Annotated in this window: 17 protein-coding genes; 10 read left to right on the top strand and 7 right to left on the bottom strand. The window is 68.0% G+C overall.

Annotation, left to right across the window (positions count from 1 at the left end; translation table 11 throughout):
* Positions 1-107: 107 nt before the first annotated feature.
* Positions 108-1067, bottom strand: a complete 960-nt coding sequence (locus CLV29_RS10890) for a phosphotransferase (protein WP_133754877.1) — start codon at positions 1065-1067, stop codon at positions 108-110.
* Positions 1068-1217: 150 nt separating this feature from the next.
* On the opposite strand from CLV29_RS10890, the gene purD reads away from it, so the two are divergent.
* The 3 genes from purD to CLV29_RS10875 all read left to right on the top strand — a co-directional run bounded on the left by purD (position 1218) and on the right by CLV29_RS10875 (position 5127).
* Positions 1218-2501 (top strand): phosphoribosylamine--glycine ligase, encoded by a 1284-nt coding sequence (gene purD, locus CLV29_RS10885; protein WP_243831837.1) that lies wholly within the window; start codon positions 1218-1220, stop codon positions 2499-2501.
* 33 nt (positions 2502-2534) lie between these two features.
* Entirely contained in the window at positions 2535-3968 is a 1434-nt protein-coding gene (gene purB, locus CLV29_RS10880) for an adenylosuccinate lyase (RefSeq protein WP_133754876.1), read from the top strand.
* Positions 3969-4140: 172 nt separating this feature from the next.
* Positions 4141-5127 (top strand): DUF7927 domain-containing protein, encoded by a 987-nt coding sequence (locus CLV29_RS10875; RefSeq protein ID WP_133754875.1) that lies wholly within the window; start codon positions 4141-4143, stop codon positions 5125-5127.
* A gap of 131 nt (positions 5128-5258) precedes the next feature.
* Here CLV29_RS10875 and CLV29_RS10870 read toward each other — a convergent pair whose 3' ends face one another.
* Together CLV29_RS10870 and CLV29_RS10865 are read right to left on the bottom strand one after the other, a co-directional pair.
* A complete protein-coding gene (locus CLV29_RS10870) occupies positions 5259-5462 on the bottom strand; it encodes a PspC domain-containing protein (protein WP_133754874.1) in 204 nt (67 codons plus the stop codon).
* Positions 5463-5675: 213 nt separating this feature from the next.
* The gene (locus CLV29_RS10865; RefSeq protein ID WP_133754873.1) at positions 5676-6761 is read right to left on the bottom strand and encodes a diacylglycerol/lipid kinase family protein; all 1086 of its coding nucleotides are present in this window, start codon (positions 6759-6761) and stop codon (positions 5676-5678) included.
* 85 nt (positions 6762-6846) lie between these two features.
* On the opposite strand from CLV29_RS10865, the gene CLV29_RS10860 reads away from it, so the two are divergent.
* The 3 genes from CLV29_RS10860 to purL all read left to right on the top strand — a co-directional run bounded on the left by CLV29_RS10860 (position 6847) and on the right by purL (position 11164).
* Positions 6847-8061, top strand: a complete 1215-nt coding sequence (locus tag CLV29_RS10860) for a phosphoribosylaminoimidazolesuccinocarboxamide synthase (RefSeq protein WP_133755179.1) — start codon at positions 6847-6849, stop codon at positions 8059-8061.
* On the top strand, positions 8054-8734 hold the full coding sequence (gene purQ / locus CLV29_RS10855) for a phosphoribosylformylglycinamidine synthase subunit PurQ (RefSeq protein WP_133754872.1): 681 nt from the start codon (positions 8054-8056) through the stop codon (positions 8732-8734). The genes CLV29_RS10860 and purQ overlap by 8 nt, the downstream gene beginning before the upstream one ends.
* Positions 8735-8863: 129 nt before the next feature.
* Positions 8864-11164 carry a phosphoribosylformylglycinamidine synthase subunit PurL gene (gene purL, locus CLV29_RS10850; RefSeq protein WP_133754871.1) on the top strand — a complete coding sequence of 767 codons (2301 nt, stop codon included), beginning with the start codon at positions 8864-8866 and terminating at the stop codon, positions 11162-11164.
* A gap of 57 nt (positions 11165-11221) precedes the next feature.
* On the opposite strand, the gene CLV29_RS10845 is transcribed toward purL, so the two are convergent.
* Complete coding sequence (locus CLV29_RS10845) at positions 11222-11476, bottom strand: ABC transporter ATP-binding protein (protein WP_208292847.1); 255 nt, start codon at positions 11474-11476, stop codon at positions 11222-11224.
* A 204-nt stretch (positions 11477-11680) separates the two neighbouring features.
* Positions 11681-11815, bottom strand: coding sequence for a hypothetical protein (locus CLV29_RS17065; protein ID WP_279586471.1), 135 nt, complete (start codon positions 11813-11815; stop codon positions 11681-11683).
* A gap of 104 nt (positions 11816-11919) precedes the next feature.
* Between CLV29_RS17065 and CLV29_RS10835 the strand changes: the two genes are divergently transcribed.
* The 4 genes from CLV29_RS10835 to CLV29_RS10820 all read left to right on the top strand — a co-directional run bounded on the left by CLV29_RS10835 (position 11920) and on the right by CLV29_RS10820 (position 15206).
* Positions 11920-13251, top strand: a complete 1332-nt coding sequence (locus CLV29_RS10835; protein WP_133754869.1) for a dipeptidase — start codon at positions 11920-11922, stop codon at positions 13249-13251.
* A 132-nt stretch (positions 13252-13383) separates the two neighbouring features.
* Positions 13384-13755 carry a DnaJ family domain-containing protein gene (locus tag CLV29_RS10830; protein ID WP_133754868.1) on the top strand — a complete coding sequence of 124 codons (372 nt, stop codon included), beginning with the start codon at positions 13384-13386 and terminating at the stop codon, positions 13753-13755.
* Positions 13752-14807, top strand: coding sequence for a glutathione S-transferase family protein (locus CLV29_RS10825; protein ID WP_208292845.1), 1056 nt, complete (start codon positions 13752-13754; stop codon positions 14805-14807). Before CLV29_RS10830 ends, CLV29_RS10825 begins: the two co-directional genes overlap by 4 nt.
* A gap of 72 nt (positions 14808-14879) precedes the next feature.
* Positions 14880-15206, top strand: a complete 327-nt coding sequence (locus CLV29_RS10820) for a hypothetical protein (protein ID WP_133754866.1) — start codon at positions 14880-14882, stop codon at positions 15204-15206.
* On the opposite strand, the gene CLV29_RS10815 is transcribed toward CLV29_RS10820, so the two are convergent.
* Together CLV29_RS10815 and CLV29_RS10810 are read right to left on the bottom strand one after the other, a co-directional pair.
* Complete coding sequence (locus CLV29_RS10815) at positions 15145-17091, bottom strand: hypothetical protein (protein WP_133754865.1); 1947 nt, start codon at positions 17089-17091, stop codon at positions 15145-15147. The two genes, CLV29_RS10820 and CLV29_RS10815, sit on opposite strands and share 62 nt — an antisense overlap.
* 30 nt (positions 17092-17121) lie before the next feature.
* On the bottom strand, positions 17122-18807 hold the full coding sequence (locus tag CLV29_RS10810) for an outer membrane protein assembly factor BamB family protein (protein WP_166649213.1): 1686 nt from the start codon (positions 18805-18807) through the stop codon (positions 17122-17124).
* Between the last annotated feature and the right edge of the window lie 381 nt (positions 18808-19188).

Genomic DNA, 19188 nt, shown 5'->3' with positions numbered 1-19188 from the left:
CAAAAACAGTAGGTATTCGGCCATTGCTGCCGTATGAGGCAGCAATGGCCGAATGACGACCACATCTGCCGGTGACGACTCTTGCCGACCGCGGTGGTCCGCTGTGATCAGGGGTGACGAAGGAGCAGCCGGACCGGACTGTCGGCAGGTGCCAATGACTGTGGGTCCCCTGTCGCGTCGGCGATCAGGCGTTGCAGGGTGCGGGCGCCAAGCCTGGCCATCGCCGGATTCGACTCCAGGTAGTACCAGACCAATCCGATCGCCTGCTCGAAGGCCCAAGCGCAACCGCGGGCCCACTCCAGATCGTCGCTGGCCAGGTGCGTTCGCAACCGGTCCCGTCGTTTCGCGTCGAGCAGGTGCCATGCCGCAACCAGATCGAGTGAGGGGTCCGCGGGTCCGTAGCCGCCGGTGTCGAGGACGCCGCTGAGACGGTTCCCTGCGACGATGAGGTTGAACGGAATGAGGTCTGTGTGGCACATCCGGTCTGCCTGTTCACGGGGCAAGGCTCGATGACGGGACCAGAAAGCTGCCAGTAGTTCGGTGTTCAGCAGGCCGGCGCTACGCTGCAAGCAGGTACGTACCCACTCGTCGTGACGACGAAGCCCGCCACCGCGCCCTTCTCCGCCGAATCGTTGGCCACGGGTGTCGGCCGAACGCAATGCTGTGATCAACTCGGCCAAGTCGTCGGCAAAGTCGTCCGATGACTGCACGAGCGCCTCGGTGGCCACCGATCCTGGCAGCCAGGTCTGCAATGACCAATAGAACCGGTGGCCGGCACCGGGTTTGCCAAGACCGACAATCGCTGGGCTGGCGAAAGGGCAGTCATCGTTGAACCGCGTCATCGCTTGGTGTTCGGAAACGAGGCCAGCGCGCACAGCGGCAGGAGTGCCGACGGTGCGCGGAAAGCGAGCAGCCAGGTCATCGCCGATCCGAAAGATCTGGTTGGAGGTACCGACACCGGGGATGGCAGCGACCCTGAGCCCGGTGAACTGAGGAAAGTGCTGCTCGACGAGGTCGACAACGGTCGGGATGTCGACCAGATCAGGACTGTCGCCGCTCCTGCTCATCCGCGCAGGCTAGAGAACGGAGCGGGGGCGCGCCATCGAATTCTGGCACGCGGTTGAGGACCTCGGGGGGTGAGACCGCATCGGTGCCGGCACGGGTCCACCCGCGAACGCGATCGCCCGGATGATGCCGCTCCTCGGTAGGGTTGCGCCGTGACAGAATCCGACCAACTGCCCCGTACCGTGCTGGTCGTGGGTTCCGGTGGCCGTGAACACGCGCTGGCGACGGCCATCGCACGGGATCCGGCTGTGCAGCAGGTCCATTGCGCGCCGGGCAATCCGGGCACGGCGCTGTTCGCGACCAACCACCCACTCGACATCGATGACGGTGCGGCGGTCGCTGCACTGGCCCGGGAACTGGCCGTCGACCTGGTGGTGATCGGGCCGGAGGCCCCGCTGGTCGACGGCGTCGCCGATCGGGTCCGCGCGGCAGGCATCCCGGTCTTCGGGCCGGATGCGGCGGCCGCCCGCCTGGAGGGTTCCAAGGCCTTCGCCAAGGAGGTGATGGCCGCAGCCGGTATCCCCACCGCCGCAGCCCGGGTCTGCACCACCATCGAACAGACCGCCGCGGCGCTCGATGGGTTCGGTGCGCCGTACGTGGTCAAGGACGACGGGCTGGCCGCCGGTAAGGGGGTCGTCGTCACCGACGACCGCGATGCCGCACTGGCCCACGCCCAGGCCTGCGGCCAGGTGGTGATCGAGGAGTATCTCGACGGTCCGGAGGTGAGTCTGTTCGCGGTCACCGACGGCACGACGGTCCTCCCGCTGCAGCCGGCCCAGGACTTCAAACGCGCCTACGACGATGATCAAGGTCCGAACACCGGCGGAATGGGTGCCTACACCCCACTCGACTGGGCGCCCGACGGACTGGTGGACGAAACTGTCCGCACCGTGATCCAGCCCGCAGTGGACGAGTTGCGCCGACGCGGCACCCCTTTCGTCGGATTGGTCTATGCCGGTCTCGCCCTGACCTCGAAGGGGTTGCGGGTGGTGGAGTTCAATGCCCGCTTCGGTGATCCGGAGACCCAGCCGCTGCTGAGCCTGTTGCGGTCCCCACTGGGCCAGGTGCTGTACGCCGCGGCCACCGGGACACTGGCCGATCAGCCCCCGCTGGTCTTCGCCGACGGGTACGCCGTGGGCGTGGTCCTGGCCGCCGAGGGGTACCCCGAGGCACCGGTCAAGGGCGGGGTGATCGACGGGTTGGCCCAGGTTCTGGTCGAGCAGCCGGGCCGGGTCTTCCTGGCCGGGGTCGGCACGGCCGACGGCGAGCTCGTCGCCTCCGGGGGGCGAGTGTTCGCCGTCACCGGCAGCGGACCCGATCTGGACAGCGCCCGCACCGAGGCCTACACGCTGTTGAGCCGGCTCGACCTGCCTGGTGGGTTCCACCGTACCGACATCGCCGCCCGCGCTGCTGCCGGCGAGCTGACCATCGACTGAAAAGTTGATCATGTATCGACGAGAGGAATCCGCGTGACCATTCCGAATGTCCTGGCAACCCGTTATGCCTCGGAGCAGATGCGAAGGATCTGGTCGCCGGAGAACAAGATCATCGCCGAGCGCCGGCTCTGGATCGCGGTGCTGATCGCCCAACGTGATCTTGGTGTCGACTTCGGTGGTGACGATGCCGATCAGGTGATCGCCGACTACCAGCGGGTGGTCGAGGAGGTCGACCTCGCCTCGATCGCCGAACGGGAGCGAATCACCCGGCACGACGTTAAGGCGCGGATCGAGGAGTTCAACGCCCTGGCCGGCCACGAGCACGTGCACAAGGGGATGACCAGTCGGGACCTGACCGAGAATGTCGAACAGTTGCAGATCGTGCAGGGGCTGCAGCTGATCGCCGACCGCAGTGTGACCGCCCTCGCGCGTCTGGCCGAGCGGGCGAGTGAGTACAGCGATCTGGCGATGGCCGGGCGTTCGCACAATGTCCCCGGGCAGATCACCACCTTGGGCAAGCGCTTCGCCACTGTCGCCGACGAGTTGTTGATCGCCCACCAACGAGTGGTCGAGTTGATCACCCGGTACCCGTTGCGAGGGATCGCCGGTCCGATGGGGACCGGCCAGGACATGCTCGACCTGCTGGGCGGGGATGAACACAAGCTCCAGGCACTGCAACGCCGGGTGGCCGACCACCTGGGGGTGAATGCGGTCTTCGATTCCACCGGACAGGTCTACCCGCGGTCGTTGGACTTCGATGCGCTGTCGGCCCTGGTGCAGGTGGCCGCCGGGCCGAGCAACCTGGCGACCACGATCCGCTTGATGGCCGGCAATGAGCTGGTGACCGAGGGATTCAAACCGGGGCAGGTCGGTTCCAGTGCGATGCCGCACAAGATGAACACCCGCTCGGCGGAACGCATCAATGGCCTGGCGGTGATCCTCCGCGGCAATCTGGCCATGATCGGTGAACTGGCCGGTGATCAGTGGAACGAGGGCGATGTGTCCTGTTCGGTGGTACGCCGGGTGGCACTTCCCGATGCCTTCTACGCCCTCGACGGACTGTTCGAGACTTTCCTCACCGTTCTCACCGAGTTCGGCGCCTTCCCGGCGGTGATCGCAGCCGAACTCGATCGCTATCTGCCGTTCCTGGCCACCACCAAGGTGTTGATGGCCGCGGTACGTGCCGGCGTCGGTCGCGAGGTCGCCCATGAGGTGATCAAGGAACATGCGGTGGCGGTGGCGCTGGCCATGCGGGAAGGACAGGCCGAGAACGACCTGGTACGGCGATTGGCCGAGGATCCCCGGCTCGGGGGCGTGGACGAAGCTGCGCTGAACCAGGCGTTGACGAATCCGCTGGAACTCTCCGGGGTGGCGCGCAGTCAGGTCGCCGCAGTGGTGGCCAAGGTGCAGCGCCTGGTCGCCGAGAACGCGGAGGCGGCAGCCTACCGTCCGGGCGCTGTCCTCTGATCTGGCCGCCGGGCTTCGTGCTCTAGCCGACTGGCCGGGCACTGTCCTCCGGCCGACCTCTGGCCGACTGCTCGGACGCCATCCCCCGGCCCGACCGGCTGAACCGTCGATCGGGCAGGTCTACGCAAGGTGGTACTGCGTCGTGTGGAGGAGTCGGACTGTCGGACCACCCTTGCGACAGTCGTGGTCCAAGGTCGACGCCGACGACCCCGAGCAGTACCTCGGCGGGTCGCAGTGGACGCTTCGCGGTCCGGACGGCGATCTGACCGTGGTCGACAACGGCGAGTCGGACACCGACGACCGGGCGGGCAGGATCCAGGTGAACGGTCTGACCTGGGGTGACTACACCCTCGTCGAGTCCAGCGCCCCGGGTGGCTATCTGACAGATCCCACCAACCGTGGTCCGTACACCGTCGACGCCAACAACCTGGCCATCGGCGTGGGTGATGTGCCCAACACCGAGGCGGTGCCCGGCTTGGTTCTGCGCAAGATCGCAGACCCGGTTTTGGGATCCCTGGTCTCGCCGGGGCAGACCATCACCTACACGGTGACCGCCGCGAACACCGGCAATGTCGATCTGACCCCCGCCACCGTGACCGATGACCTGTCCGATGTCCTCGACGACGCCAGCTATGTCGAAGGATCGGCTGCCGCCCGGATCGGTGAGCAGACCGTCGACTCTCCGACAGTCGCAGACGACACCTTGACCTGGTCGGGTGGGCTGGGTGTGGGGGAGACCGTCACCCTCACTTATCAGGTCCGCGTGGACGCCGATGTGGTGGCCACCGACCGACTGGTCAACGTGGTGGTCGGTGAGGGTTCGGTACCTCCCGGCGTGACACCGCCGGTGTCGAACTGTGTCCCGGGCCAGACCAACCCTGAGTGCACGACCAATCACACTCCGTCTCCGCCGAGTCCGACTACGCCGCCGTCGTCTCCGCCGACGACTGCGCCGAGCCCGTCCACGCCGACGACTGCGCCGACCCCGCCGAGCCCGCCGAGCACATCCGTGTCACCGAGTGCGTCGGTGCCGTCCGGTGAGCCAACGTCAGGAGGACCCTTGGCCGATCCGGTGGATCGGGCTTCGCCGTCGTGCTCATCGGGGGGGGGGTTGTCGGCTGCTGCAGCCGGCGGGCTCCTGCTGCGGCGCCGCAGCTGAGCAGATCGGCAAGCAGTGTGCCGACCTGCTGGATGCCGTAGGTGTCCCGCGAGCCGTGCGCAGCTGACGACAGCGCAATGGGCCGCCGCGAGAAGCGGCGGCCCATTCGGTTGCGGGTGGGGTCGGGTCGTTCACTCGTTCGGCAGCAGGATCCAACCGCCGATGTAGATCAGGAACTGCGGCCCGGGCAACAGCAGGCTGAGTACGAAGATCAGCCGGACGACATTCGGGCTGAGGCCGAAGCGACGGGCGATGCCGGAGCAGACACCGGCGATGACCCGGTCGTTCCGGGGGCGGGACAAGGTGGCGCTCCGAGGACGGGACGGGCTGGCCATGATGCACTCTTTCCTGTGAGATGTTCGCGACATCCCCCAGACTGCTCCCCGCGCGGGTCGATTCCCAGCCCCGAGGCTCCGATTCAGGGGGTGCTGGGGGGCCGACCTCAGGGATCAACCCTCACACCTTGGTCCCGGTTCGGGAACCGGGGGCTGCAGCGAGGTGCGTACCGACAATCTCCCTCGTGGTCGGTTCTGCGGCGCGTAGGCCGTTCAGACGCTCGATCCGGTCGGTACCCGGGTCAACAGACCGCCCGGCTCCACCCAGACGTCGAAACCGACCACTTCGCCGAATTCGTCACCGTCGAGTTCGATCGGCTCGGGTTCGTCGAGCCGGACTCCGACCTTGCGAGCGCGCTGATAGCCCATCGCCCGCACCTTGCCGCGGGCACCTTCCAGTGACGTGCCGACACCGGACTCGATCCGGCGGAGGATCGCATTCTCCACCAGCACCTTCCAGAAGATCTGGATCCAACCGAGCGGACCCTCCGGGCGGAGGGTGACGACATCGAGGATGCCGTCGTCGACCGCTGCATCGGGCAGCAACAAGATGTTGCCCGGCAGCGAACCACAGTTGCCGATGAGCATCGTGTGCACCGACCGGTTGCGTGCCTTCTGCTCGTCCAACCGGGTCCGCATGTGGATCCGTCGACCACCCTTCAGCGCGCTGGCCATCGACTGCGCATAGGCCAGCCACCCGACCTTCTTCTTCAGCTCGTCGTCGGTGTTCGACATCAACTGCGCGTCCAGACCGATGCCGGCCATCACCACGAAGGCGGCTTCCTCGGTCTGCCCGTCGGCGCGCCGCATCCGGATCATTCCCAGGTCCAGCTCTCGGTCCTCACCGGTGAAGGCGGTCGAGACCGATTCCTCCAGGTGATCCAGGGTCAGTTCGAGGTTGCGGGCCAGCAGATTGCCCGTACCTGCAGGCAGCAGGGCCAGCGGTACGCCACTGCCACGCATCCCCTCGGCGACCGCGCGGACCGTCCCGTCCCCACCGGCCGCCAGGGCGACGACGGCGCCGGCCTCCACCGCTTCCTTCGCCATCGCGATCCCGGGATCGTCCTCGGCCGTCTCCAGCCAGATCGTCGGCCCCCAACCCGCCGCGGTCTCCGCCGAGGCAACGGCTGCCTTCAACACATCGAGTTCGACCTTGGTCGGGTTGAACACCACTGCGGCTCGCCGCTCGGTGTGCAGGTCGCCGTCAGCACCCTCCCGGGTCGTCTCGGCCACCGCATCGGCGGCTTCCTCCTCGGTGGTGCTGGTCCGGGTCCCGGCACTGACGTCGCGATCTGCCATGTCTGCCATTGTGTCGGAGCCCCGCTGGTGACGTCAGTGCTCCGGCCACATCCGGTGCCGTTCCAGCACTAGGCTCGGGCAGGTGATGGAACCAGAGTTCGCCGACCAGCTGGGCCTGCCGCTGGTCCACGGCGGGAAGATCCGAGATCTGTACGCCGTCGACGACCCGGCGCAGATCCTGATGGTGGCCACCGACCGGATCAGCGCCTTCGACCATGTGCTCACCCCGGCGGTGCCCGGGAAGGGGAAGATCCTCACGCAGTTGTCCAACTGGTGGTTCGGTCAGCTGACCGACATCGTCGACAACCACGTCGTCTCCGACCAGGTACCGGCCGCGGTGGCCGGGCGTGGGGTGATCTGCGAGCGACTGCAGATGATCGGGGTGGAATGTGTCGCCCGTGGCTACCTGACCGGCTCCGGCTGGGTGGAGTACCAGCAGAGCCGGACCGTCTGCGGTGTCCCGCTTCCCGAGGGGTTGTCCGATGGTGATCGACTTCCCGAACCGATCTTCACCCCGGCTGCCAAGGCCGCCTTCGGTGATCATGACGAGAACATCGACTTCGCCGCCGTCGAGCGCATGCTGGGGGCCGAACAGGCTGCCGCGATCAGGGAGCTGACCCTGCAGATCTACACCCGGGCGGCCGAGATCGCCGAACACCGGGGCCTGTTGCTCGCCGACACCAAGTTCGAGTTCGGGGTACGTGCCGACGGCACGATCGTGCTCGCCGACGAGGTGCTCACTCCCGATTCCTCCCGGTTCTGGGATGCCGAGGAATGGCGGCGTGCACGCGCACGCGGCGAGGTGCCGGAGGCCTTCGACAAACAGTACGTCCGGAACTGGCTGCTCCGGGACTCCGGTTGGGACCGGGCCGGGGACGCAGCACCCCCGGCGCTGCCGGCCGAGGTGATCGAGACCACCCGTCGGCGCTACGCCGATGCCTACCAGCGGCTCACCGGTGAGCCGTGGAGGGAGGCCGACGACAGCGCCACTACACTCAGCGGCATGACGCGCGTGGTGGTCGAAGTGATGCCCAAGCCGGAGATCCTGGATCCGCAGGGCAAGGCGGTCACCGGAGCCCTGAGGCGACTCGGTTTCGAGGGCCTGACGGTACGGCAGGGCAAGATGTTCGAGATCGAGATCGACGGTGAGCTCGACGACGCCAGGCTGGCGCAGATCGAGGACGCGGCGCAGAAACTGCTGGCGAACACCGTGATCGAGGATTTCGTGGTGCACGTGGCCGAGGAGTCGGTGGCCGAGGAGGTCGCCGGAACCGAGTCGGGGACGCGTACCGATGGCTGATCGGATTGGGGTCGTCACCTTCCCCGGCACCCTCGACGATGTCGATGCCCTGCGGGCGGTCCGGATGTCCGGAGCCCAGGCCGTACCGCTGTGGCACGGCAGTGACAGCCTCGACGGGGTCGATGCGGTGATCCTGCCCGGTGGTTTCTCCTACGGCGACTACCTGCGTTGCGGAGCGATCGCCCGCTTCGCGCCGGTGATGGACGAAGTGATCACCGCCGCCGGACGGGGGATGCCGGTGCTGGGGATCTGCAACGGCTTCCAGATCCTCTGCGAGGCCGGGCTGCTTCCCGGTGCGCTGATCCGCAATGACGTCCGTACCTTCGTCTGCCGCGATCAACGGCTCCGGGTGGAGACCAAGGACACCGTCTGGACCTCCGACTTCGACCCCGGCGACGAGATCACCATCGTGTTGAAGAACGGTGAGGGCGGGTACGTGGCGGCGCCGGAGGTGTTGCGCGAGCTGGAGGAGACCGACCGGGTGGTCGTGCGTTACCTCGACGGCAACCCCAATGGGTCGATGAACGACATCGCCGGCATCACCAACGAGGCCGGGAACGTGGTCGGACTGATGCCGCACCCGGAGCACAACGTCGATGCCCTGACCGGGCCGAGCACCGACGGGGTGGGCTTCTTCACCTCGGCCCGCAACTACCTGGCCGCCCTCGTCTGAGCCCGATTCGGCTGCCCACCGATTCGCCCGTGCAGGTTTCGCCTGCCTCGCGATCGAGCGCAGTATTCGATCGGTCTCGGCCGACGCGGCATCCTGCGCCGGTTGCCGGAGTCCCGATAGGCTCGGCGCGTGGCAGATACCGTTGCTGACGCATCCGCAACCGCAGACCTCGAACAGCCGTGGGGCGAACTCGGACTGAAGGCCGAGGAGTACCAGAGGATCCGGGACATCCTGCAGCGCCGACCGACCTCGTGCGAGCTGGCGATGTACTCGGTCATGTGGTCCGAACACTGCTCCTACAAGTCCTCCAAGGTGCACCTGCGCAAGTTCGGTGAGCTGAGCCAGGAGACCCCGGTGGGCAAACTGCTCGCCGGCATCGGTGAGAACGCCGGGGTGCTGGACATCGGCAACGGGTACGCGGTGACCTTCAAGGTCGAATCGCACAACCACCCCTCCTTCGTCGAGCCGCACCAGGGTGCGGCGACCGGTGTGGGCGGTATCGTCCGCGACATCCTGGCCATGGGTGCGCGGCCGATCGCAGTGATGGACCCCCTGCGCTTCGGGCCGCTGGACGAACCCGACACCGCCCGGGTGCTGCCCGGTGTGGTCGCCGGCGTCGGCACCTACGGCAACTGCCTCGGCCTGCCGAACATCGGTGGCGAGGTGGTCTTCGACCGCAGCTACCTGGGCAATCCACTGGTGAACGCGCTCTGCGTCGGTGTCCTGCGTCATGAGGATCTGCACACCGCCCAGGCGACCGGTGCCGGCAACAAGGTGATCATGTACGGGGCCGCGACCGGCGGCGACGGCATCGGTGGTGCCTCCATCCTGGCCTCGGAGACCTTCGACGACGCCAAGCCGAGCAAGCGCCCGAGTGTGCAGGTCGGTGATCCGTTCATGGAGAAGCTGCTGATCGAGTGCACCTTGGAGCTGTTCGCCGCCGGTGTGGTGAACGGCATCCAGGACTTCGGCGCGGCCGGCATCTCCTGTGCCACTTCGGAGCTGGCAGCTGCCGGAGACGGTGGGATGCATGTCGAGCTCGATCTGGTTCCGCTGCGCGACTCCTCCCTCTCCCCGGAGGAGATCTTGATGAGCGAGTCCCAGGAACGGATGATGGCGATCGTCGAACCCGGCAATGTCGAGGCGTTCATGGCGATCTGTGCCAAGTGGGACGTCCAGGCCACGGTGATCGGTGAGGTCACCGAGTCCGACCGGTTGATCATCGACTGGCACGGTGAGACCGTCGTCGACGTCGACCCGCGGACAGTGGCCCATGACGGCCCGGTCTACGAGCGTCCGTACCACCGGCCGGACTGGATGGACCAGGTACAGGCTGCGACCACTTCCGGACTGCAGCGGGCGCGCAACGGCCAGGAGCTCGCCGAACAGTTGATCAAGCTCGCCGGCTCGCCGAACCTGTGCGACAAGTCTTGGATCACCGACCAGTACGACCGCTACGTACGCGGGAACTCCGTCCTCGCCCAACCCGAGGATTCGGGCATGATCAGGATCGACGAGGAGACCGGCCTCGGAGTTGCCGTCGCCGCCGACTGCAACGGCCGTTTCGCCTTGCTGAATCCCTATCTGGGCGCCCAGCTCGCGCTGCTGGAGGCCTACCGCAATGTCGCCACCACCGGTGCCCGACCGGTGGCCGTGACCGACTGTCTGAACTTCGGCTCACCCGAGGACCCGGCGGTGATGTGGCAGTTCTCCGAAGCGATCCTCGGGCTGGTCGACGGCTGCCGCCAACTCGGCACCCCGGTCACCGGTGGCAATGTGAGCTTCTACAACCAGACCGGCCGGACCCCGATCCTGCCCACCCCGGTGGTCGGTGTGCTGGGTGTGATCGACGATGTGTCCAAGCGGACCCGCAGCGGATTCCGTACCCCGGGTGACGAGATCTGGTTGCTGGGGGAGACCCGCGACGAGCTCGACGGCTCGGCCTGGTCGGAGGTGCTGCACGACCATCTCGGCGGGGTTCCGCCGAAGGTCGACTTCGGCGCCGAGCAGCGGCTGACCGAGGTGATGATCACCGGGGTGTCGGAGGGGATCTTCAGCAGCGCCCATGACCTGTCCGACGGCGGCCTGGCCCAGGCGATGGTGGAGTCCTGCCTGCGCAATGATCGTGGTGCGTCGTTCTCCCTGCCGGAGGGGTTGGAACCGACCGCGGCGATCTTCTCCGAGTCCGGTGGCCGGGTGGTGGTGAGCCTGCCGGCCGAGCAGGCCGAACGACTCCGGGCATTGGCGGCCGAGCACCAGCTGCCCGCTGTGCGCCTCGGCGAGGTCACCGCCGAACCGGTGCTGACTGCCGTGGGTCACTTCCGGATTCCGCTGGCCGACATCCGGCAGGCGTGGCAGGCGCCGATCCCGGCCGCCATGGTGGGTGCCGACGTCGAGCACCAACCGGCTCCGCCTCACCCGGTGGGCTGACCGGAACGGATCAGTGCGGATCGCTGCGGGGAGCTCCCGGGGCTGTCGCGGTGGGCATCATCCGGCCCAGGCGCGCCAGAGTTCGGCGTAGCGTCCGCCTGCCTCGACCAACGCGTCGTGGCCACCGGATTCGACGATCCGGCCATGTTCCAGGACCACGATCCGGTCGGCGATGGCGGCTTGGCTGAGCCGGTGGGCCACCACCAGAGCACCCCGGCCGGCGATCGTCGCCCGAGCAGCCTCGTCGAGGTCCCGCGAGGCTGGCGCCGGCCAGCGCGATCTGCCGGAACACCAGGCCGGCGACGTCGGCATCGGAGGTGGCCAGCGCCAGGGTCTCCCCGGGCAGTGCGTCACTGCGTACCTCTCGCGGGTTCAGGGCATGGCCAGCGATCGCCACCCGCAGCCGATGGGGCTGTTCGTGCAGTTCCCGGTTGGCCAGCCGGGAGCCGAAGCGATAGCCCAGCGACAAGGTGGTGAAGACCATCGTAGCGAAGATGCAGGTAAGGGTTCCTAATATCACTGGCCCGAGATCTTCACCAGCCGCCGCTTCTTGACCGTGTAACCCTCGGGCAGTTTGCCCGCGGCGAGCGCGCGGATCGGGCACCGCTTGCAGCGGGGCTTCGACACGCAGCACTTCTTCTTGAGCTTCACGAATCCGGACCCTACCCGTTGGCTGAGACCCACCTGAAGTGCAACGATCCGGCGGACGCCGATACCGACGTACTCCTCGCGTGGGCGCTGGTTAGGCTGGGTCGGTGAGCGAACTCGAAGCAGCAGTCGAACGTGAGATCCCCGGTGTGATCGCCGACCTCGAACGCTTGGTGGCGATCCCGTCGGTCTCGGCGGATCCGGCCCATGACGCCGATGTGCAACGGTGCGCCGAGGAGGTCGCGGCGCTCCTGCAGGCGGCAGGCTGTCCGGAGGTGGAGATCGTTTCCGAGGGTGGCAAGCCGGCGGTGATCGGCCGCTGCCCGGCGCCGGAGGGTACGCCGACGGTCTGCCTCTACGCCCATTACGACGTCCAGCCGACCGGTGGTGAGCAGGGTTGGCAGACCGCGCCGTTCACCGCCACCGAACGCGACGGGCGTCTGTACGGTCGCGGAGCTGCCGACGACAAGGGTGGACTGGCGGTGCACCTGGCGACCCTGCGGGCCTTCGGCGGCAAGCCGCCGGTCGGCATCACCTTCTTCATCGAGGGTGAGGAGGAGGTGGGCTCGCCCTCCCTGGGGACCATCTTGGCCAGACATGCCGACAAACTGGCCTGCGACCTGTTCGTGATCACCGACTCCTCCAACTGGGAGGTGGGCGTACCGGCCTTCACCACCAGCCTGCGCGGTCTGGCCGAGTGCTACGTGACGGTGCAGACCCTGGGTGACCCGGTGCACTCCGGGCAGTTCGGCGGCGTCGCCCCGGATGCGCTGACCGCCTTGTGCAAGCTGCTCGGCACCCTGCACGACGACCGAGGGGATGTCGCCGTCGCCGGTCTGCATCGCGGCACCGGGCCCGAGCTCGACTACACCGAGGAACGGTTCGGGGCCGAGTCCGGGGTGCTGGAGGGTGTCGGACTGATCGGCACCGGTTCGATCAGCGAACGCCTCTGGTACGCGCCCTCGGTGAGTGTCGTCGGGCTCGACGCCCGGCCGGTTGAGCAGGCCTCGAACACGCTCTACCCGAGCGCCCGGGCCAAGGTCAGCCTGCGGGTCGCCCCCGGTGGTGACGGCGCCGCGGAGCAGGCGGCACTGGCCGAGCACCTGCGTACCCATGCACCGTGGGGGGTCCAGGTCAGTGTCACCGAGGGGGAGTCGGGTCCGCCGGCCCGGCTGTCCCTGGATGGAGCCCTGGCCGAGGCGGCGAAGGCGGCCTTCACCGAGGCCTTCGGGGTCGAGCCGGTGCCGATGGGCATGGGCGGGTCGATCCCGATGGCCCAGGAGTTCGCCGATGCCGTACCCGGAGCGACGGTGCTGGTCACGGCGGTCTGCGACCCCGGATCGCAGATCCACGGCTTCAACGAGTCGCTGGATCTGGGTGACTTCGCCAAGGCGTGCAAGGCCGAGGCATTGCTGTTGCGCAAGCTCGCCGGAGCCTGAGGCTGCGCGAGGCCGCCCGGATGCCGATCCCGGGCGCGGGCCGAGGCCCGACGGTGTGCCCCACGCCCGCGGCAGCGGGGCCCAGAGCGAGGGCGTAGAGTAGTCGTACAGTTTCAACCAGCGGGGGTGGCCATGGGATCCGAGTCCTGGGTCGATCAGCAGATCCGCGAGGCGATGGAACGCGGCGAGTTCGACAATCTCCCCGGCAGCGGCAAGCCGATCGAGAACCTGCGCAAGGACGACCCCGACTGGTGGATCAAGCAGATGTTGCGGCGTGAGGGGATCGATCCACCGCCGAGTGAGCGCGAACTGCTGCGCGAGGAGGTGGAGAACCTCGACCAGAACCTGCGCCTGCTGGACCGTGAGAGCGAGGTCCGCCACGTGCTGAGCGACCTGAACCGGCGGATCCGCAGCGCGCGGATGCGTCCCCGAGCCGTACCGAACCGGATCGTGCAACCGGTCGACATCGAAGCGGCGATCAGCCGTTGGAAGGAAAGATCATGACCGAAACCGACAACTCGACCAAGGGTTCCTATGTGACCGGTGACGAGTTCAACCGGGACATGAACTACATCCCGGACCGGATCACCCGCAACGGTGGCGCACCGGTGCTGGGGGAGGCGGCCGGGAAGACGTGGCCGGTGGAGGCAGGTCGCTACCGGCTGGTGGTCGCCTGGGCCTGCCCCTGGGCCAACCGGGCGATCATCGTCCGGCGGCTGCTCGGGCTGGAGGACGCCATCTCGATGGCGATCTGCGGACCGGTCCACGACAAGCGCTCCTGGACCTTCGACAACGGGCCGGACGGGAAGGACCCGGTGCTGGGCTACGAGCGGCTGCAGCAGGCCTACTTCGCGCGCTACCCCGATTACCCCCGCGGGATCACCGTGCCGGCGATGGTGGACATCGAGACCAAGTCGGTGGTGACCAACGACTTCCCCTGGATCACCCTCGACTTCTCCACCGAGTGGACCGAGTTCCACCGCGACGGAGCCCCCGAGCTGTACCCGGAGAAGCTTCGCGACGAGATGGACGAGGTCATGAAGTTGATCTTCACCGAGATCAACAACGGCGTCTACCGCTGCGGTTTCGCCGGTTCCCAGGCCGGGTACGACAAGGCCTACGACCGGTTGTTCAGTGCCCTGGACAAGATCAGCGCGCGACTGGAGAACCGGCGCTACCTGATGGGCGAGACGATCACCGAGGCCGATGTGCGGTTGTTCACCACCCTTGCCCGGTTCGATCCGGTCTACCACGGTCACTTCAAGACCAACCGTTCCAAGCTGACCGAGATTCCGGTTCTGTGGGCCTATGCCCGAGACCTGTTCCAGACCCCCGGGTTCGGCGACACGATCAACTTCACCGACATCAAACGGCACTACTACGAGGTGCACACCGACCTCAATCCGACCCGGATCGTGCCGAAGGGGCCGGACCTGGCGAACTGGCTGACCCCGCACCACCGCGAGGAGTTGGGTGGCAATCCGTTCGGTGACGGCACCGCACCCGGACCGATCACCCGTACCGAGGAACAGGTGCCGGAGAGCGGCCGGGCCTGAGCATTCGCCAGTTCCGGGTCCGAGCTAGGGTCATCGGCACGATCGTTCCGCTCGGCTGAACAAGGGAGAGAGATGGCTTTGAAGGATGCGCAGACGGTGAAGACGGCCCCGATCGTGGCGGCCGGCCTGATCGGCGGATACCTGACGGCACGGGAGACCGGTATCCGCCCACTCGGCGGTGTGGTGCTCGGGCTTGCCGGGGTCTACGCCGGTCGAACCTGGCTGGCCAAGTCCGGTCCCGCCACCACCGCCGCGCTGGCGGCCCTGTACGGGCTCGGCTTCGGCGCCAGCCATCCGCTGGCGAAGAAGATCGGCGCCTGGCCCGCGGTGTTCGCCGTCACGGCCGCCACTGCGGCGGCGGCCCATTTCGCGGTTGATCTGGACGAGTCCCTGGAGTGATGCCGGAGCCCTGCTCGCCCCGGCCGGGCGACCAGGCCTGTCCGCCTCCCGGTGAGGGCGTTGCGGCGTGGTCCAGCCACGGATCGGGGGCGCCGATCGGAGCGAACCGCCGGGCCTCGACCGTTGCGGCATCGCGTGTGCCCGCGTCCAGCACCGCCCACAGACCGGTCAGCAACAAGGCGGTACCGAGGACCCCGGCTCCCAGTTCGACGAACGAGTCCAGGTCGATCGCAAAGGTGACCGCCAGCGAATCGAAGGCGGCCACCAGCATCGCCGTGGTCAGGTAACCCACCACAGCCAGGGTTCGGCCCGCGCGGGGGAATGCTGGTGAGTCGCCATTGGCGTGATCGGCCCCGGTGAGCAGATTCCACAGCAGGCCGAAGACGATCAAGGCACCGGTGGTCGAGCCCAACAGCCAGCCGATCGGGTCGGCCAGGATCTCCCGACCGGTCACCGCCGCACTGAGCAACATCGCCACCCCGAGCGCGTGCAGCCGGTTCGTGGTCAGCCGATGCTGCAGCGCCCAGCGCAGACCGACGACGGTGCAGATGATCAACATCACCGCACACAGGGTGTTCAGGTCGAAGTCGAGGAAGGGCATTCCCAGTCCGGACAGGAATCGGAGCAGGCAGAAGAACCCGATCACCGCGGCCAGCTCGGCGGCGCCGCGTCGACCCCGTCGAAAGGCCGCGACGGCCGCGACCGTACCGATTGCCGCCCCGAGCAGGTCACTGGTCAGCGACAGTGCGTCGTCCAGACCCGCCAGCCGGGACAACCGGGTGGCCAGGTCCTGCGGAGTAACTGCCACCCCGGCTTGTGCCAACAGTTGCGCGATCCCGCGTTCCATCGCCGACCAGATCACGTTCAGCGACACCGGAAGCGACAAGGCGATGCCGACGTAGATCGCGAGCGGACGGAAACTGGCGGCCAGATCGGCGACATCGGTGTCGTTGTCGACCCGGAGCCCGGCAACCCGGGAACGGTCGTCGAAGTACCGGTCCATCGCCAGCCACAGGGCCGCAGTGCAGGCCAGGGCCACAGCGGTGACCAGCAGGTTCAGCGTCAACGGCAGCAGTGGCAGGGGTGAACGGGAGAATCGCCACAAGACCACCGACCAACTGATCACCGCGACGGCCACGATCAACCACAGTTGGGTACGCCGGGAGTAGCGGCGCCCGAACAGTTCCACCAACCAGGTGGAGGTGGAGAAGGCCAGCTCGGTGACCGCCGCACCCGAACTGATGGTGAACGGAATCGCGAAGACCACTGTCGCCAGCACCACCGAGGTGATCAACAGACTGGGGTCGGTCTGACCGGCCAACAGCGCCGGGCGGAGGGCGATCACGACACTGGTCACGGTCACCGCGCCGACCACGGCCAGGTTCACCGCGTACTCCCACCAGACGAATGCCTGACTGCGACGCAGCACCTGGAACCCGATGATCACCAGCAACCCGATGGCGGCCGCGACACAGGTGAGCGGATCGGTCGCCGCCCAGACAGCGATCCAGAGCAGCAGTGCGGAGAGGATGCCCGCGGCCCGCAGCAGCCAGGGAGCGTGCATTCCGGCGGTGATCAGGATCGCCACCAGGACGGTGGTCATGGCAATCGCCGGGCCGACCAGTTCAGCGGGCAGGCCGAAGGCCGAACTGTCCACGGCGAACAGCCTGCGTACCCAACCGCCGGTGATCACCACCGCAGCCAGCACCCCGTAGAGCACCAGCGTGATCGTCACCAGCGGTTGCACACCGGGGGGCAGACCCTTGCTGCGCAACCGTCCGGCGCGTACCTGTTCGACCACCACCTTGTCGAACACCTGTCGCAGCAGACCGGGCTCACCGCTGGTCGGCCGGTGGTCCGGCCGGGATGGCGTGACGGTGTTCATCGAAACTCCGGCTTCATCGATACTCCAGGTTCATCGATACTCCAGCCAGCCGTAACCCGTGGGTTCTCGCTGCAGGGTGATCACTCCGCGGTCGGCGCGTACCGGGGCGAGTTCGGGTGGCTCGCGCTGCGCGGGATAGTCCCAGGCCAGCTCGAACTCCCCGGGGCCGCCGACCAGCAGCCGGCCCGGTCCGTCGGCGACCAGCTCATCGGCGGTCGAACTCGACCCATTGGCGCTCGGGACCAGCGGGTCCGCCCCGATCATCCGGTCCGAGTTCTCCCAGACGGTGTTGCCGCCGGCATCGAGGACCGTCGTTCGGCGACCGGTCACCACCAACCCGGCCGGGATGCCGTAAAGGAAACGGCCATCGGCGATCGAGTCGTGCCACAGGCGTCGACCGGTCCGAGCCTCGTGGGCGACCAGCCAGTTGCCGACCCGCAGCCCGACGGTGTCACCGGAGACCGCCACCGCAGTCGAGTCACCGTCGAACCGGGTGCTCCACAACGGGTCACCGGTGGTGGTGGACAGGGCCTGCACGGTGGTGCCCCGCCGTACCATCACCACCCCGGCATTCGACCCGCCGACCGCCAGGACCTCCTCAATCCCGTCGGCCAGCCAGCTCTGGGTGCCGTCGCCGGCAGCCAGGGCGACCACCGTGCCGCCGGCATCGGCGGCCACGATCAGTTCACCCCAGCTGAGTACCGAGGTGACGGCCTCGTCCATCACCCTTCGCCACAGCTCGCGGCCGTCGCGGTCGTAGGCGATCACCGCCCGATCGGTGGTCCCGACCACGGTCACCGCACCGACCGTGGCCAGTCCGCGGACGGACCCGCCCGGGGTGGTACGCCAGAACGCGAGGTGACCGGAGAAATCCTCGGCGGCGGTGCCGTCGGCGTCGTCGAGCGGCAGCCAGGAGGTCACGCGGCCGCCGGTGTCGGCCACCACCAACTGGTCCCCGGCCCATGCCGCCCGCGATCCCATCGGTACGAGCTCCTCGCGGTACTGGCCGGCGACGGTCCGGAAGAAGCGGATCGGCCGCACCTCGGTACCCCGCAACTCGGTTGCGGCGACATCGTCGAATCCGGCCGGGTCGGCCACCGTCGGCGGCTCGACGGTCTCCATCTCGAAGCCGAGCCCGACGGAGTCGATGGTGCTCACCCAGCCACTCAGCCCCTCGCCGGGGCACCAGTCGAAGCTGTAGCTGTCGTCACCGATCTCGGCGACGGTCCGGGTGCAGGAGTTTCCGATCGGTTCGGCGGTGATGAGGGCATTCGCCACCACCGGCTGCTCGTCATTGGTTCGTACCCGGCCCGACCAGCGCTGCCGTTCACCGGACAGGATCACCGGGTCGAGCACCGGCAGACCGGGGGAGAAGCTGACCGCCCCGCCGTTGGTGGCGGCGGAGACGAACCGTACCTCCTGCTCACTGACGGCGAAGTCCAGCGAAGTGCGCTGCAGATTGTCCACCGGGCCGATCGCATCCACACCCAGCCACTGCTCGGCCTCGGGCCCACTGACCTGCTCCCGGACGGGCATTGGCAGACCCGACCAGCCGACCTCACCGGGCAGGACCGCCTGGTTCACCTGCCAGGTGCCCCGCAGGGCCGAATCGGACCGCCACTCGGTCACTGCCCGCGCCGGCAGCAGTCCGGCCACCGGACCCGCACTGTCGACCGGGCCGGCGGCCGGGGTCGCGGCCGCCACGGTGGCTGCCACCACTGCCAGGCTCAGCACCGTCGGGACGGCGACGACGGCCCAGGAGCGACGCGGTGCGGCACGGCCCGGGGGCGCGAGCTGCTGCTGTGGCGGGCCTTGCGGTCCTCCCGGAGGTGGGCCCTGCGGTCCCGGTTCTCCCGGTGGCGGGCCCTGCGGTCCTGCGTCGGGTGGGCCCTGCGGTCCAGGTCTGCCCGGTGGTCGGCCCTGCGGCCCGGGCCCCTGGGGCGGCCCCCAGGGTGGTCCGGACGGATGCGGACCCCGTACCGCGCCCGTATGTGCATTCCAGGGCGACCCGGCGCCCCAATCCCCCGACATGGCGACATTATGGTGGCCGACGGGTTCGCCTGCCGGACGCTCAGCCTGCGGTCGTGCGCCTTGGGC

This window comes from Naumannella halotolerans (assembly GCF_004364645.1).
GTDB classification, from domain to species: domain Bacteria; phylum Actinomycetota; class Actinomycetes; order Propionibacteriales; family Propionibacteriaceae; genus Naumannella; species Naumannella halotolerans.
The sequence above is the reverse complement of the archived record's forward strand: the minus strand, read 5'-3'. Positions and strand labels throughout refer to the sequence as shown.